At 65.0% G+C, this 15149-nt stretch carries 15 protein-coding genes; 7 read left to right on the top strand and 8 right to left on the bottom strand.

Features of this window, described 5'->3' with window-relative positions; translation table 11 throughout:
• Positions 1-148 precede the first annotated feature (148 nt).
• Positions 149-1006, bottom strand: coding sequence for an HDOD domain-containing protein (locus tag FBY03_RS09505; protein ID WP_147171949.1), 858 nt, complete (start codon positions 1004-1006; stop codon positions 149-151).
• 206 nt (positions 1007-1212) lie between these two features.
• Entirely contained in the window at positions 1213-1443 is a 231-nt protein-coding gene (locus tag FBY03_RS09500) for a hypothetical protein (protein WP_147171948.1), read from the bottom strand.
• Positions 1444-1604: 161 nt separating this feature from the next.
• Between FBY03_RS09500 and FBY03_RS09495 the strand changes: the two genes are divergently transcribed.
• Together FBY03_RS09495 and FBY03_RS09490 are read left to right on the top strand one after the other, a co-directional pair.
• Positions 1605-2087: a GreA/GreB family elongation factor gene (locus FBY03_RS09495; RefSeq protein WP_147171947.1), complete on the top strand. Its 483-nt coding sequence runs from the start codon at positions 1605-1607 to the stop codon at positions 2085-2087.
• A 170-nt stretch (positions 2088-2257) separates the two neighbouring features.
• Entirely contained in the window at positions 2258-2491 is a 234-nt protein-coding gene (locus FBY03_RS09490) for a DUF2789 domain-containing protein (RefSeq protein WP_147171946.1), read from the top strand.
• Between the two features lie 22 nt (positions 2492-2513).
• Here the strand turns inward: FBY03_RS09490 and FBY03_RS09485 are convergent, their stop codons facing one another.
• From FBY03_RS09485 to tkt, 5 genes are all read right to left on the bottom strand, one after another.
• Positions 2514-3020 carry a M48 family metallopeptidase gene (locus FBY03_RS09485; protein ID WP_147171945.1) on the bottom strand — a complete coding sequence of 169 codons (507 nt, stop codon included), beginning with the start codon at positions 3018-3020 and terminating at the stop codon, positions 2514-2516.
• Positions 3021-3254: 234 nt separating this feature from the next.
• Complete coding sequence (gene fba / locus FBY03_RS09480; RefSeq protein WP_147171944.1) at positions 3255-4319, bottom strand: class II fructose-bisphosphate aldolase; 1065 nt, start codon at positions 4317-4319, stop codon at positions 3255-3257.
• A gap of 178 nt (positions 4320-4497) precedes the next feature.
• Positions 4498-5670 (bottom strand): phosphoglycerate kinase, encoded by a 1173-nt coding sequence (locus FBY03_RS09475; RefSeq protein WP_147171943.1) that lies wholly within the window; start codon positions 5668-5670, stop codon positions 4498-4500.
• A gap of 4 nt (positions 5671-5674) precedes the next feature.
• Positions 5675-6742 (bottom strand): erythrose-4-phosphate dehydrogenase, encoded by a 1068-nt coding sequence (gene epd / locus FBY03_RS09470; protein WP_147171942.1) that lies wholly within the window; start codon positions 6740-6742, stop codon positions 5675-5677.
• Between the two features lie 95 nt (positions 6743-6837).
• A complete protein-coding gene (tkt, locus tag FBY03_RS09465; RefSeq protein ID WP_147171941.1) occupies positions 6838-8835 on the bottom strand; it encodes a transketolase in 1998 nt (665 codons plus the stop codon).
• Between the two features lie 224 nt (positions 8836-9059).
• Here tkt and FBY03_RS09460 point away from each other — a divergent pair, with 224 nt between their 5' ends.
• The 5 genes from FBY03_RS09460 (at position 9060) to ligB (ending at position 14647) form a co-directional block, all read left to right on the top strand.
• Positions 9060-10097 (top strand): metalloregulator ArsR/SmtB family transcription factor, encoded by a 1038-nt coding sequence (locus tag FBY03_RS09460; RefSeq protein ID WP_147171940.1) that lies wholly within the window; start codon positions 9060-9062, stop codon positions 10095-10097.
• 21 nt (positions 10098-10118) lie between these two features.
• Positions 10119-11309 carry a methionine adenosyltransferase gene (gene metK / locus FBY03_RS09455; RefSeq protein WP_147171939.1) on the top strand — a complete coding sequence of 397 codons (1191 nt, stop codon included), beginning with the start codon at positions 10119-10121 and terminating at the stop codon, positions 11307-11309.
• A 119-nt stretch (positions 11310-11428) separates the two neighbouring features.
• Positions 11429-12271, top strand: coding sequence for a helix-turn-helix domain-containing protein (locus FBY03_RS09450; RefSeq protein ID WP_147171938.1), 843 nt, complete (start codon positions 11429-11431; stop codon positions 12269-12271).
• A 50-nt stretch (positions 12272-12321) separates the two neighbouring features.
• Entirely contained in the window at positions 12322-12888 is a 567-nt protein-coding gene (locus FBY03_RS09445) for a YbhB/YbcL family Raf kinase inhibitor-like protein (protein WP_147171937.1), read from the top strand.
• A 76-nt stretch (positions 12889-12964) separates the two neighbouring features.
• Complete coding sequence (ligB, locus tag FBY03_RS09440) at positions 12965-14647, top strand: NAD-dependent DNA ligase LigB (protein WP_147171936.1); 1683 nt, start codon at positions 12965-12967, stop codon at positions 14645-14647.
• A gap of 33 nt (positions 14648-14680) precedes the next feature.
• Here ligB and FBY03_RS09435 read toward each other — a convergent pair whose 3' ends face one another.
• Entirely contained in the window at positions 14681-15124 is a 444-nt protein-coding gene (locus FBY03_RS09435; RefSeq protein ID WP_147171935.1) for a cytochrome c, read from the bottom strand.
• Positions 15125-15149 lie beyond the last annotated feature (25 nt).

Below are 15149 nucleotides of genomic sequence, written 5' to 3'. Positions count from 1 at the left end.
GCAAGGGAATGACCATTACCTGCGTCCTGCGCCTAATCGGGGGCCATTTCTCGCGGCAACGCGGCTCGCAATGAAACGGCAACAGACCCTAGCCCGGCAGTCGAGCTGTGGGTTCAGGCGTTCTGCCTTAGCGGCTTAGCCGGAATGGCTAACGCAAGGCCGCGGCAATCGCATCGATCTCAGGCCAATGCTCGCTGATCAGGCGCAGATCACCGCCAACCGACACCTCGTTCTGCGGCGCGCCCAACTTGCCATAAGCCGCCAGGCTGGTGAGTGCGGGTAACTCGGCGGCAGGGTTGTTGCGCCCTATGTTGTGGTACAGGCTGAGGTTGACCAGGTCGATCAGCTCGATCTGCCGCGACCCGCACAGGCTCCAGTTGCCCACCTCGCGAATGATGTGCACGTACTCGTCATCCACCGCCCACTTCTTCAGCAAAATCACCCCCAGCGACTTGCTGTAGGCCCGGCACAGGCTGTAGTAACGCGCCGGCGTCGGGACCAGGCTGGCGTCCTTGAAGGCCGACAACACCGCCAGCGAACCGACCTCGCTGAGCAGGCTGGCGAGCACCGCATGGTCCGCTGGGATATGTCCCACCGCCCGGGCGAGAAACGCACAGATACTCGCCTTCAGCGTGACCCGATGCCAGGCCTCCATGAATAGCTGCTTGTGTGCGGCGCTGTGCAGGGTGAACAGGCTCTTGATGCTGTGCACCATCACGATCCGATCCACCTGCTGAATCCCCAACACCCGCAGTACGTCCTGCAAGGTCTTCGGCGGCACACGTGTACGCAGCAAGGCGCTGAAAGCGTATTTCATCAATAACGCACTGAGTGCCGGGTCGCGGCTGATCAGGCTGCTCAACCGCGCCATGCTGACCTCAGGCATGGCCAACGCGCGGCGAATGTCCAAGGTCAGCATCGGCAAGCTCGGCAGCTGCTCCTGGTCACTCATCAATTGCGAGACTACCTGGCGATAAACCGAATAGTCCGACTGCGCCTCGCCCATAGTGCTCTCCCCCGCGTGGGCAGCAGTGTAGCCAACGCGCGGCTCAACGGCGACGTAAGCGCCAGGCGCCGCCCTGCGTATCTGCACCGTAAGGGCGGCCACAGGGCCCAACGCGGGCCGGGCAAATCAGCAGCGGTTTGCGCTGAGACTATCTTGGTCGCAGCCAGGATGACGGCCGACAGAGCCTACTCGGTCTGTGCAGCAACTCACACAGCGCGGGCCTCACGACCCTGAGCCCGGCGGCGAATGTCCAGGTCGATTTTCAGGCAGATAGCGGCGAGCAGCATGAAGCCCGCGCCGAGGTTGCCTCGGGTAATTTCCAGGCCGAGCAGGCTGCTCAGCCATTCGGCAATTGGCCCAGGGTAGTTGGCCAGCAAGGCGCCCAGCGGCACCAGCAGGAACAGAAAGAGAAATCCCATCGAACGCAGCAGGCCCACGTCTATATCCTCGCTCGCAATAACACCGCTGGCAGCATGCCGCCTAGGCTGACCGGGCGACACTAGACCTTGGTGCAACAGCGAGTACTTTGCCGTGGCCACACCCGATCACCGATAATCCGCCACGCGCTTCACCCACCGTCCCTCCTTGCGAGCCGCCCTTGAACAAAGCACGCCTGTACCAGCTGATCCTCGACACCCTGCAGGCCGACCTGGAACTGGCCCAACGCGCTGCGCTGAGCGCCTATGAGGCGGCGACCCACAAGGAAAATATCGCCGAAAACAAGTACGACACCCTCGGCCTGGAGGCCTCTTACCTGGCCGCCGGGCAGGCGCGCCGGGTCGAGGAAATCCGTCAGGCCTTGAAAGCCTGGCAGCAGTTGACCCTGCGCCCATTCGATGCCGAGCGGGGTATTCAACTCACCGCCCTGGTCTGGTTGGCCGATGCCCAAGGCGTCGAGCAGTGCCTGTTCCTCGGCCCGGATGGCGCCGGCTTGAAAGTGCGCCTGGAGGGTCAGGAGGTGCTGGTGATCAGCCCACGGGCGCCACTGGGCCAGCGCCTGCTCGGCTGCGCCGAGGGTGATCAGGTGGAGATGCGCATAGGCAACAGCACGCAACTCTTCGAGGTGCTGCGGGTCAGTTGAGTTACGCCTGCCTATCTAAGGCCAGCCGCCATCGTTACAGGGCAGTGGTCACAGCGAACGAACGTGGCGGTACAGCCTGGGGCTTGGCGATCTGCGCTAGGCTGTAAGGTGGTGCCACACACTGCTCTGCAGCGCTTCGGCGCCTAGCCCGACTACCTGAGGAGCCCGTCATGCAAAGCCCCACCCACGACCTCTCGGCCCTGTTCAAGCAACTCGGCCTGCCTGCCGACCAGACCAGCATCGACCGTTTCGTCAGTACCCACGCGCCCCTTGCCGCAACCCTGTCACTCGCCGAGGCGCCGTTCTGGACCACGGCTCAGGCCGCTTTTCTGCGCGAGGAAATCCTCGAAGACGCCGACTGGGCAGAAGTGGTCGATCAACTCAACCTGATGCTACGCGGCTAGCGGCAGCAGCCGGCTACGCAGACTACGACGCATCGCTGCGTGGCAGCTCGCGCCACGTCAGGTACACGCGCAAATCGAACTCCAGCTGGTGGTAGCCGGGCAGCATGTGTTCGCACAGTTTGTAGAAGGCCTTGTTGTGCTCGGCCTCCTTCAAATGCGCCAACTCGTGCACCACGATCATCTGCAGAAACTCCGGTGCCGCCTCCTTGAACAGTGAGGCCACGCGAATCTCCTTCTTCGCCTTGAGCTTGCCACCCTGCACGCGGGAAATCGCGGTGTGCAGACCGAGCGCGCGATGGGTCAGGTCGAGGCGGTTGTCGAACAGCACCTTGTCGATCGCCGGCGCATTGCGCAGATGCTCCTGCTTCAACGCCACGATGTAGGCATACAGCGCCTTGTCGCTCTGCACGCCGTGCTTGCCGCTATAGCGCTGCGCCAGGTAGTCGCCCAGGCGCTGCTCGGCGATCAGCTTGCGGATCTGCTCTTGCAGCTGGACGGGATAACCCTGGAGGTATTTCAGTGGGAACATGGCCTGTGATGAACGGTTTGCGCGGGGTTAGAGCTGAGGAGTATGCCGCAGCCGGGCAGGTGCCGCGACTCTAGCTGGATCCGCTGCCACCTCTGCATGAGCGCCAGGCTAGCGAAGCCTTGTCGATGCAGCCAACACGAGAAGCGCTGCTTGCTAGGGGCCACGAACGAGCGCATTGGCCCACGAAAACGCAAGAGCCCCGCATGGGCGGGGCTCTTGGCGTAACACAGAGGCTTAGTTGACCTTGGCGGCCAGCTCACCCTTGGCATAACGCTGGAACATGCCTTCCAGGGAGATCGGCTTGATCTTCGAGGCATTGCCGGCGGTGCCGAAGGCTTCGTAGCGGGCGATGCAGATGTCGCGCATGGCGGTCACGGTGGCGCCGAAGAATTTACGCGGGTCGAACTCGCTCGGGTTGGTCGCCATCAGGCGGCGCATGGCACCTGTGGACGCCAGGCGCAGGTCGGTGTCGATATTGACCTTGCGCACGCCGTACTTGATGCCTTCGACGATCTCCTCGACCGGCACGCCGTAGGTTTCCTTGATGTCGCCGCCGTACTGGTTGATGATCGCCAGCCACTCCTGCGGCACGCTGCTGGAGCCGTGCATCACCAGGTGGGTATTGGGGATGCGCTTGTGGATTTCCTTGATCCGGTCGATGGCGAGGATGTCGCCGGTCGGCGGCTTGGTGAACTTGTAGGCGCCATGGCTGGTGCCGATGGCAATGGCCAGGGCATCGACCTGAGTGCGCTTGACGAAGTCGGCGGCCTCTTCCGGGTCGGTGAGCATCTGGCTGTGATCGAGCACACCTTCGGCGCCCACGCCATCTTCTTCGCCGGCCATGCCGGTTTCCAGGCTGCCCAGGCAACCCAACTCGCCTTCCACCGACACGCCGCAGGCGTGGGCGAAGGCCACGGTCTGCTGGGTGACGGCGACGTTGTAGTCGTAGTCGGCCGGCGTCTTGCCGTCCTCCTTCAGCGAGCCGTCCATCATCACCGAGCTGAAGCCCAGCTGGATCGAGCGCTGGCAGACGTCAGGGCTGGTGCCGTGGTCCTGGTGCATGCACACCGGGATATGCGGAAATTCTTCGATGGCGGCCAGGATCAGGTGACGCAGAAACGGCGCGCCAGCGTATTTGCGCGCGCCGGCGGACGCCTGGACTATCACCGGGGAGTCGGTCTTGTCGGCCGCTTCCATGATGGCGCGCATCTGCTCGAGGTTGTTGACGTTGAAGGCCGGCACGCCGTAGCCGTATTCGGCGGCGTGGTCGAGCATCTGGCGCATGCTGATAAGTGCCATGGTGTTCTTTCTCCCGGTTGGGCTCATTAATCGGTCAAGCCTGCCGCAGCGGCAGGGGCTATTCAAGTTATTGGAGACCAAGGGGCAGCCTGGTCTCTTATTCAATCCGTAGCCCGGATGAAATCCGGGTTGCCTTGAGATTCAGTGGTGAGTTACGCCACTACGCGGCTAACCCACCCTACGCGCGCTGCTGCAGCACCTCAACGGCCGGCAGGACCTTGCCCTCGACGAATTCGAGGAAGGCACCGCCACCGGTGGAGATGTAGCTGATCTTGTCGGCCACGCCGTACTTGTCGATCGCCGCCAGGGTGTCGCCACCTCCGGCGATGGAGAACGCCGGGCTCTCGGCGATGGCCAGGGCCAGGGCCTTGGTGCCTTCGCCGAACTGGTCGAACTCGAACACCCCGACCGGACCGTTCCACAGGATGGTCTTGCTGGACTTGAGCAATTCGGCAAATAGCGCCGCGGTCTGCGGGCCGATGTCGAGGATCATGTCGTCCTCGGCTACCTCGGCGACCAGCTTGACGGTGGCCTCGGCGTCTGCGGCGAAGGCCTTGGCCACCACCACGTCCACCGGCAACGGCACGCTGACCTTGGCCGCGATGGCCTTGGCGGTGTCGAGCAGATCGGCCTCGTACAGTGACTTGCCGACCGGGAAGCCGGCAGCGGCGAGGAAGGTGTTGGCGATGCCGCCGCCGACGATCAGCTGGTCGCAGATCTGGCTCAGGCTGTTCAGCACATCCAGCTTGGTCGACACCTTGGAGCCGGCGACGATCGCCGCCATCGGCGTGGCCGGGTTACCCAGGGCCTTGCCCAGGGCGTCCAGTTCGGCGGCCAGCAGCGGACCGGCGCAGGCGAGCTTGGCGAACTTGGCCACACCATGGGTCGAGCCCTGGGCGCGGTGGGCGGTACCGAAGGCGTCCATGACGAACACGTCGCACAGCGCGGCGTATTGCTGGGCCAGTGCATCGGTATTTTTCTTCTCGCCCGGGTTGAAGCGCACGTTCTCCAGCAGCACCAGCTCGCCCGGCGCGATCTGGATGCCGCCGAGGTAGTCCTTGATCAGCGGCACGTCGCGGCCGAGGGCCTTGGAGAGGTAGTCGGCGACCGGTTTGAGGCTATCCGCCTCGCTGTATTCGCCCTCGTTCGGACGCCCCAGGTGCGAACACAACATGACCGCCGCACCCTTCTCCAGCGCCAGCTTGATGGTCGGCAGGGCGGCGAGAATGCGCGCATCGCTGCTCACTGCGCCGTCTTTTACCGGCACGTTGAGGTCTTCGCGGATCAGCACGCGCTGACCCTGGAGGTCGAGGTCGATCATCTTCGCTATGGTTTCGAACGGCGTAGTCATGAAATCAGTCCTTCACGGGGGCTGTTTGAATAGAGGCGGTGGAGACCGCAAGGTAATGTTCGGCCACATCGAGCATGCGATTGGCAAAGCCCCACTCGTTGTCGAACCAAGCCAGCAGGTTGACCAGGCGCGGGCCGGAGACCCGGGTCTGGCTGCCGTCGACGATGGCCGAATGCGGGTCATGGTTGAAATCGCAGCTGGCATGCGGCAGTTCGGTGTAGGCCAGCAGCCCTTTCAGCGGCCCGCTCTCCGCAGCCTCGCGGAGCACCCGGTTGATCTCCTCGGCCGAGGTGTCGCGGCAGGTCTGCAGGGTGATATCCAGGCACGACACGTTCACCGTCGGTACCCGAATGGCTTTGGCCTGGATGCGCCCGGATAGTTCCGGTAGCAAACGCTCGATGCCACGCGCCAAACCGGTCGACACCGGAATCACCGACTGGAACGCCGAACGGGTGCGGCGCAAGTCCTCATGGTGGTAGGCATCGATCACCGGCTGATCGTTCATCGCCGAGTGAATGGTGGTGATGGAGACGTACTCCAGGCCCACCGCCTCATTCAGCAACTTCAACAGCGGCACCCCGCAGTTGGTGGTGCAGGAGGCGTTGGAGACCAGCCGCTCCGCGCCGCTCAGGGCGTGCTGATTGACCCCGTAGACGATGGTGGCGTCGACATCCGCTTCGCTGGCCATCGGTTGCGACAGCAGCACCCGCGGCGCACCGGCATGCAGAAAGCGCGCGGCATCGGCGCGGGTGGTGTACTGCCCGGAACACTCCAGCAGCAGATCGATATCCAGCGCAGCCCAGTCGACCCCTTCCGGCGTCGCCTGGCGTAGCACCCTGACGCTATCGCCATTGATGTGCAGGCAATCGCCCTCGACCCTCACCTCGCCGGGGAAACGCCCGTGGGTGGAGTCGAAGCGGGTCAGGTACTCGAGGCTGGCCTGGTCGGCCAGGTCGTTCAAGGCGACGATCTCCAGGCCCGCACCCGCGCCGCGCTCGTGCAGGGCACGCAGTACGCAGCGGCCGATGCGGCCGTAGCCGTTGAGGGCTACTTTATAGGGGCGTTTGGACATGGGCATCCCTTGATGGATGAGGACAACCTGTAGGAGCGAGCTTGCTCGCGATCAATGCCAAGCATCGCGAGCAAGCTCGCTCCTACAGAGGCACGTCAGGCGTCCAACAGTTCGGCGGCGGTTTCCAGGATGTTCTCCACGGTGAAGCCGAAATGCTCGAACAGGGCGGGCGCCGGGGCGGACTCACCGAAGGTGGTCATGCCGATGATGCGACCCTCCAGACCGACGTACTTGTACCAGAAGTCCGCATGCGCGGCCTCGATGGCAACCCGCGCGCCCACTTGCAGCGGCAACACGGCCTGCTTGTAGGCGGCGTCCTGCTGATCGAACACCGAAGTCGACGGCATCGACACCACGCGGACCTTGCGGCCCTGCGCTGTCAGCTGCTCACAGGCCTGCATCGCCAGACCGACTTCCGAGCCGGTGGCGATCAGGATCAGCTCCGGCTCGCCGGCGCAGTCCTTCAGCACGTAGCCACCGCGCGCGACGTCGGCCAACTGGGCGGCGTCACGCTGCTGGTGGGCCAGGTTCTGCCGGGAGAAGATCAGCGCCGAGGGGCCGTCGTTGCGCTCGATCGCGCACTTCCACGCCACCGCCGACTCCACCGCGTCGCACGGACGCCAGGTGTTCAGGTTCGGCGTGCTGCGCAGGCTGGCCAGCTGCTCGATCGGCTGGTGGGTCGGACCGTCTTCGCCGAGGCCGATGGAGTCATGGGTATAGACGTACAGCACACGTTTCTTCATCAGCGCGGCCATGCGCACGGCGTTGCAGGCGTACTCCATGAACACCAGGAAGGTCGCACCGTAAGGCACCAGACCACCGTGCAGGGCGACACCGTTCATGATCGCGCTCATGCCGAACTCGCGCACGCCGTAGTACATGTAGTTGCCTGACGCGTCCTCGGCGCTGACGCCCTTGCAGCCCTTCCACAGGGTCAGGTTGGAGCCGGCCAGGTCGGCGGAGCCGCCGAGGAATTCCGGCAGCAGCGGGCCGAAGGCATTCAGCGCGTTCTGGCTGGCCTTGCGGCTGGCGATGGTTTCACCCTTGGCCGCGACTTCGGCGATATAGGCCGCGGCCTTCTCGGCGAAATCGGCCGGCAGCTCACCCTTGACCCGACGGGTGAATTCGCTGGCCAGTTCCGGGTAGGCGGCAGCGTAGGCGGCGAAGCGTTGATCCCACTCGGCCTCGACGGCGGCGCCGGCGTCCTTGGCATCCCACTCGGCGTAGATCTCGCTGGGGATCTCGAAGGGGCCATGGTTCCAGCCCAGGGCGGCGCGGGTCAGGGCGATTTCGTCGTTACCCAGCGGGGCGCCGTGGCAATCTTCCTTGCCTTGCTTGTTCGGCGAACCGAAACCGATGGTGGTCTTGCAGCAGATCAGCGTCGGCTGCGCGCTCTTGCGCGCGGTGTCGATGGCGATCTTGATTTCTTCCGCGTCGTGGCCGTCGACATTGCGGATCACCAGCCAGCCGTAGGCCTCGAAGCGCTTCGGCGTGTCGTCGGTGAACCAGCCCTCGACTTCGCCGTCGATGGAGATGCCGTTGTCGTCGTAGAAAGCGATCAACTTACCCAGGCCGAGGGTGCCGGCCAGCGCGCTGACTTCATGGCTGATGCCTTCCATCATGCAGCCGTCGCCGAGGAACACGTAGGTGTTGTGATCGACGATGCTGTGGCCGTCACGGTTGAACTGCGCCGCCATGATCTTCTCGGCCAGGGCGAAGCCCACGGCGTTGGCCAACCCCTGGCCGAGCGGCCCGGTGGTGGTTTCGACGCCTGGGGTGTAGCCGTACTCCGGGTGACCGGGGGTGCGGCTGCCCATCTGGCGGAACTGCTTGAGGTCTTCGATGCCCAGGTCGTAACCGGTCAGGTGCAGCAACGAGTAAACCAGCATCGAGCCGTGACCGTTGGACATCACGAAACGGTCGCGATCGGCGAACTCCGGGTTGCTCGGATTGTGCTTGAGGTAGTCGCGCCACAACACTTCGGCGATATCGGCCATGCCCATCGGGGCACCGGGATGGCCGCTGTTGGCTTTCTGCACGGCATCCATGCTGAGGGCACGAATGGCATTGGCACGCTCACGACGGCTGGGCATCACTGAATCTCCAAGGGGCTGCTGGTTATACGAAGGGGGCGGAAAAAGGCGGCTATTTTCGCCCACCCAGGCGGTGCGGGGCAATGACAGATGGTCGCAGGGGCAATGTTTTCTGGCCTGAGCAGCGTCAGACGCCGAACAAACCCGGTCGCGCAACAGCAATATCAAAACTTTTTGATATTGCTGTTGCTGTATGAAAAATGACCGACTAGACTTCGCACCCTATGAATATGCGTATGCCCCAGCTGAGTTTCGAGCCTGCCGACGAACTGGCCGCCCTGTGCAAGGCCGGCGGCGACCCGCTGCGCCTGAACGTGCTGCGCGCCTTGAGCAATGACTCGTTCGGCGTATTGGAACTGGCGCAGATCTTCGCCATCGGCCAATCGGGCATGAGTCATCACCTCAAGGTATTGGCCCAGGCCGGGCTGGTGGCGACACGGCGCGAAGGCAATGCGATCTTCTACCGCCGCGCCCTGGCCCAGGGCGAGCGCCTCGGCGGCAGGTTGCACGCCGCCCTGCTCGACGAGGTCGATGCGCTGGGGTTGCCCGTCGAAGTGCACCTGCGGATCGGCCAGGTGCATGGCCAGCGCGCGGCGGCCAGCCAGGATTTTTTCGCGCGCATGGCGGCGAACTTCCAGGCCCAGCAGGACCTGATCGCCGGCCTGCCGCAATACCGCGACAGCGTGCTGGCCCTGCTCGATGCCTTGGGCTTCAGCGCGCAGGCCTCGGTGCTGGAAGTCGGCCCCGGCGATGGCGGTTTTCTACCCGAACTGGCGCGCCGCTTCGCCCGAGTCACCGCGCTGGACAACAGCCCGGCGATGCTCGAACTGGCCAGCCTGCGCTGCAGTAACGAGGGTTTGGGCAACGTCGAACTGAAACTCGCCGATGCCTTGCATGACGAGTACCCGGCCGCCGACTGCGTGGTGTTGAACATGGTCCTGCACCATTTCGCCGCCCCCGCCGAAGCCTTGAAGCACCTGGCGGTGCGTGTCAAAGCCGGCGGCAGTTTGCTGATAACCGAGTTGTGCAGCCACAACCAGAGTTGGGCCAGGCAGGCCTGCGGTGATCTCTGGTTGGGTTTTGAGCAGGACGATTTGGCCCGCTGGGCCTTAGCCGCAGGGCTCACGCCCGGCGAAAGCCTGTATGTGGGCTTACGCAATGGTTTCCAGATTCAGGTGCGGCACTTTGCCAAGCCGGATGAACACACAGGCCCTAAAACCAGCTCGCGAGCTGGCTCGAACGGCGCCCTCACCCACCGGTAATTAATTTAGGAAGACCGATAGATGAGCGAATACTCCCTGTTTACCTCCGAGTCCGTGTCCGAAGGCCACCCCGACAAAATCGCCGACCAGATCTCCGATGCGGTGCTGGACGCCATCATCGCCAAGGACAAATACGCCCGCGTAGCCTGCGAAACCCTGGTCAAGACCGGCGTCGCGATCATCGCCGGCGAAGTCACCACCTCGGCCTGGATCGACCTGGAAGAGCTGGTGCGCAAGGTCATCATCGACATCGGCTACAACAGCTCCGACGTGGGCTTCGACGGCGCCACCTGCGGTGTGCTGAACATCATCGGTAAGCAGTCCCCGGACATCAACCAGGGCGTCGACCGTTCGCGGCCGGAAGACCAGGGCGCCGGCGACCAGGGCCTGATGTTCGGCTACGCCAGCAACGAAACCGACGTGCTGATGCCCGCACCGATCTGTTTCTCCCATCGCCTGGTCGAGCGCCAGGCCGAAGCGCGCAAGTCCGGCCTGCTGCCGTGGCTGCGCCCGGATGCCAAGAGCCAGGTCACCTGCCGCTACGAGAACGGCAAGGTGGTCGGCATCGACGCCGTCGTCCTGTCCACCCAGCACAACCCCGAGGTCAGCTACAACGACCTGCGCGAGGGCGTGATGGAGCTGATCGTCAAGCACGCCCTGCCGGCCGAACTGCTGCACAAAGACACCCAGTTCCACATCAACCCGACCGGCCAGTTCGTGATCGGCGGCCCCGTCGGCGACTGCGGCCTGACCGGGCGCAAGATCATCGTCGACACCTACGGCGGCATGGCCCGTCACGGCGGTGGCGCCTTCTCCGGCAAGGACCCGTCCAAGGTCGACCGCAGCGCCGCCTATGCCGGCCGCTACGTGGCCAAGAACATAGTCGCCGCCGGCCTGGCCGAGCGCTGCGAGATTCAGGTGTCCTACGCCATCGGCGTGGCGCAACCGACCTCGATCTCGATCAACACCTTCGGCACCAGCAAGATCGGCGACGACAAGATCATCCAACTGGTGCGCGAGCACTTCGATCTGCGCCCGTACGCCATCACCAAGATGCTCGACCTGCTGCACCCGATGTACCAGCCGACCGCGGCATACGGCCACTTCGGCCGTACTCCGGTCGAGATGACCGTCGAAGGTGACACCTTCACCGCCTTCACCTGGGAGCGCACCGACAAGGCCGCCGAACTGCGCGCCGCTGCCGGTCTGTAAGCCCGACGGCAATACCCAAAGCCCCGTCAGCGCACGCTGTCGGGGCTTTTTCTTGCGAGCGTACTGGAGCCGTGCAGCTGGCTGTAGCAAGCTGCAGCAGACGAACACGGAGCCGAACCTTGAGCAATTCCCTCCCCCTGCTGGCCTTCCACAGCTACCAGACCCTGCGCCTCAGTCGCACCCCAATCCTCGCGCCGCTGTTGATCGTTGTGACCTCGGGCAGCAAACAGATCCGCCTAGGCAAGCAGCGGCTGATCGCGCCAGCAGGTAGCTGGCTGGTCCTGCCGGGACAACAGCGGGTCGAGATGATCAACCAGCCGGACCGGCACAGTGGCCACTACCATGCCTGGGCGCTGGGCCAACTGGATGGCTGGCGAGCGCGTCTGCATGAGCTGTTCGCCCCGCAACTGGCGAACGTCGCGCTGCCGCGCAGCGCCGAAGCCTTCGAACCGACGGAGAAGGCCCGCGAAGCCTTCGCTAGCCTGCTCGCCCTGCTGCCCAGTGCAGAACGGGGCAGCCTGCAAGCCGCCCAAGCCGAACATGCCTGGCAGGGCTTGGTGTTGGCGCTGGCGGCCGCCGGCCAGGGCGGCGCGCTGTTCTCGCAGAGCCATAGACACACCGGCGAGCGCGCATTGCGCCTGCTGCGCAGCGACCTGAGCCGCGACTGGCAGGCCGGCGAAATCGCCATGCAACTGGCCATGAGCAGCGCCACCCTGCGCCGCAAGCTGGCGGCCGAAGGCCTGTCGTTCAGCCGCTTGCGCCAAGATGCGCGTATGGATCAGGCGCTAAGCCTGATCAGTTGCAGCCCACAACCCCTGGGCGAAATAGCGGCGGCCTGCGGCTACCAATCGCCCTCGCGCTTTGCCGCGGCCTTCCAGCGCCAGTTTGGCTGCGCACCCAGCACCCTGCGGCAGATGAGCACTGCGGGCGAAAAATCGCGCGAAGCGGGCGCGCCAGCTTGAGGCCGGCGGTCAATAATCATGGTTCCCCCTACGTCTCAGGAGCCCCACCCATGAGCCTTACCTTACGCCCCTCGAGCCTGCTCTGCGCCGGCCTGCTGAGCTGCAGCATCGCCCAGGCCTTCGAGCTGAGCAGCCCAGACATCCGCGATGGCCAGCCACTGAGCAAGACTCAGGAGTTTTCCGGTTTCGGTTGCAGCGGTGACAACCGTGCGCCAGCCCTGAACTGGCAGGACGCGCCTGCCGGCACCCAGAGTTTCGCCATCACCGTGTATGACCCGGATGCGCCGACTGGCAGCGGCTGGTGGCATTGGCTGGTGTTCAATCTGCCGGCCTCCAGCACCGGACTCCCGAGCGCCGCCGGTCAGGCGCAAGGCCCGAGCCTGCCCGCCGGCAGTGTGCAAAGCGTGACCGACTTCGGCGCCCCAGGCTTCGGCGGTGCCTGTCCACCGCAGGGCGACCAGCCGCATCGTTACATTTTCACGGTGCACGCCCTGAAAGTCCCCAAACTCGACCTGGACGCCACAGCCATGCCCGCACTGGTGGGCTACATGCTCAACGCCAACAGCCTCGGCAAAGCCTCGCTGACCGCGACCTACGCTCGCCCCGCGGACAACTGAGGGTCTGCCGCGCCGGGGGTCGACCTGCCAGCGCCAAGCGATCGACTACGCTACAGGCGTTATTGCTCGAGCAAGGATGCTCCCGATGAAAGCCTGGACCGCGCCCCTCCTATTCACCCTCGCCCTCGATGCCTCGGCCGCGCCCTGCCCCGACTGGCCCGCAGACCAGGCGGCGACTGAAACCGCCGCCCTCTCCGCGCAACTCGCCACCTGGGACGACGCCTACCACCGCCGCGGCGTCTCGCTGGTGGCCGACGAGCTCTACGACCAGGCCAGCGCCAAGCTCATGCACTGGTCCGCCTGTTTCCCCAGCGCGGCGCCCGCCAGCACCAAGCCACTGGCCAGCAGCGCCGGGACCCTCACTCATCCGGTGGCGCAGACCGGGTTGCACAAGCTGGCCGACGCCAATGCTGTCACTGCCTGGATCGCGACGCGCAGTGACCTGTGGATTCAACCCAAGGTCGACGGCGTCGCAGTAACCCTGGTTTACCGGGGCGGCCATTTTCAGCAGCTGATTAGCCGCGGCGATGGCCACAGCGGCCAGGACTGGACGAGCAAAGCGCAGCTACTGCCAGCCATTCCGGCGCAGCTACCCGGTGCGCGCGACCTGATCCTGCAGGGCGAGTTGTATTGGCGCCTGAACCGGCATGTGCAGGCCGACTCCGGCGGTGTTGGCGCGCGCGGCAGAGTCGCCGGCTTGATGGCGCGGCGCACCCTCGAGCAGTCAGAAGCGGCCGGCATCGGCCTGTTCGTCTGGGACTGGCCCGACGGTCCCGCCGAGATGCGCGAGCGCCTGCAGCAACTCGGCGCCCTGGGCTTTACCGACAGCCTGCGCTTCAGCCAACCGCTCGACGACCTCGCCGCCGCCCAACGCTGGCGCCAGCACTGGTATCGCAGCGCCCTGCCCTTTGCCAGCGACGGCGTGGTGCTGCGTCAGGGCAGACGCCCCAACGCAGCCACCTGGCGAGCCGAACCGCCGCACTGGGCGGCCGCCTGGAAGTACCCGCTGAGCCAAGCCTTGGCCGAGGTGCGTGCGGTGGACTTCAGGGTCGGCCGCAGCGGGCGCATCACCCCGGTGCTGCGCCTGCTACCGGTGCAGCTGGACGACCGCAGCATTCGCCGCGTCAGCCTGGGTTCATTGCAGCGCTGGCAAACACTGGACATCCGTCCGGGCGATCAGGTCGCCATCCGCCTGGCCGGCCTGACCATTCCGCAACTGCACAGCGTGGTCTGGCGCCCAGTGCAGCGCCCCGAATTATCGGCACCCCGGGCCGAGGACTACCATGCCTTGAGTTGCTGGCGGGCCAGCGCCGCCTGCGCCAGCCAGTTCCGCGCCCGACTGGCCTGGCTCAGCGGCAAACAGGGCCTGGCCCTGCCCGGAGTAGGCGCCGGTACCTGGGAGAAATTGCTGCGAGCACAACGACTCGACGGCTTGCTGGATTGGTTAACGCTCGGCGAGGAACAACTGCGCAACGTGCCCGGTTTCGGCAGGCGCAGCGCGGCCACTCTCCTGCAGCGCTTTGCCCTGGCCCGGCAACGCCCCTTTGCCGATGGGCTGCGTGCCCTGGGTCTGCCGCCAACCGCAGGGGCGTCACTGGCCGGAAACTGGGATGCCCTGGCACGACGCAGCGCGCACGACTGGCAGCGGCAAGCCGGCATCGGACCCACTCGCGCCGCACATTTGCAGGCATTCTTTCGCCACCCGGAGGTACTGGCCCTGCGCGCTCAATTGCACGCGGCGAACATCGACGGCTTCTGAGCGGACTCGGCAGGACAACCCGCTAGCCAGGCCTCAATAGGCGCGGAACTCCTCATGACAGGCCTCGCAGCTATCCTCGACGTGCTGCATCGGCTTGGCCAAATCGGCTCTGTTCAGCGGCGTGGCGGTGGTGGCGACGACCAACGCCGCGGTGGCGCTCTCCAATTCGCGGGCCAGTTGCTGAAAGCGCTCCTGACGCTGCCAGACCTCATCCTTGGCGCTGCTGTCGTCTTCCTTGACCTGGGGAAAGTGCTGCCACGGCTGGCGCGACAGCTTATCCAGCTGCGCCGCGCCGACCACGAACTTCTGCTCGTCGAAGGCGATACGCCCGCGCAGCATGCCGCCGAGGTCTTCGCTGGTGTGCAGCATCTGCTTGAAGATGGTCTGCCGTTTGCCCAGCGGCGAATTCGGGTCGACTCCACCGCAGGCGGTCAGGGTCAGGCTGGCGAGCACGAGCAGCAGGATTTTCGGTTTCATCACAACGACTTCGGTAAAGGAACGG

The sequence above is a fragment of the Pseudomonas sp. SJZ079 genome, from assembly GCF_007993865.1.
GTDB lineage: Bacteria > Pseudomonadota > Gammaproteobacteria > Pseudomonadales > Pseudomonadaceae > Aquipseudomonas.
Note: the sequence above shows the minus strand (reverse complement) of the source record. Positions and strands in the feature narration are given on the sequence as shown.

Bases quoted from the DNA above. Each gene is read 5' to 3' on its own strand.
- FBY03_RS09475 (WP_147171943.1), bottom strand. From the start codon at position 5,670: ATGACTACGCCGTTCGAAACCATAGCGAAGATGATCGACCTCGACCTC.
- epd (WP_147171942.1), bottom strand. From the start codon at position 6,742: ATGTCCAAACGCCCCTATAAAGTAGCCCTCAACGGCTACGGCCGCATC.
- ligB (WP_147171936.1), top strand. From the start codon at position 12,965: ATGCTCCCGATGAAAGCCTGGACCGCGCCCCTCCTATTCACCCTCGCC.
- tkt (WP_147171941.1), bottom strand. From the start codon at position 8,835: ATGCCCAGCCGTCGTGAGCGTGCCAATGCCATTCGTGCCCTCAGCATG.
- FBY03_RS09505 (WP_147171949.1), bottom strand. From the start codon at position 1,006: ATGGGCGAGGCGCAGTCGGACTATTCGGTTTATCGCCAGGTAGTCTCG.
- fba (WP_147171944.1), bottom strand. From the start codon at position 4,319: ATGGCACTTATCAGCATGCGCCAGATGCTCGACCACGCCGCCGAATAC.
- FBY03_RS09460 (WP_147171940.1), top strand. From the start codon at position 9,060: ATGAATATGCGTATGCCCCAGCTGAGTTTCGAGCCTGCCGACGAACTG.
- FBY03_RS09445 (WP_147171937.1), top strand. From the start codon at position 12,322: ATGAGCCTTACCTTACGCCCCTCGAGCCTGCTCTGCGCCGGCCTGCTG.
- metK (WP_147171939.1), top strand. From the start codon at position 10,119: ATGAGCGAATACTCCCTGTTTACCTCCGAGTCCGTGTCCGAAGGCCAC.
- FBY03_RS09435 (WP_147171935.1), bottom strand. From the start codon at position 15,124: ATGAAACCGAAAATCCTGCTGCTCGTGCTCGCCAGCCTGACCCTGACC.
- FBY03_RS09485 (WP_147171945.1), bottom strand. From the start codon at position 3,020: ATGTTCCCACTGAAATACCTCCAGGGTTATCCCGTCCAGCTGCAAGAG.
- FBY03_RS09490 (WP_147171946.1), top strand. From the start codon at position 2,258: ATGCAAAGCCCCACCCACGACCTCTCGGCCCTGTTCAAGCAACTCGGC.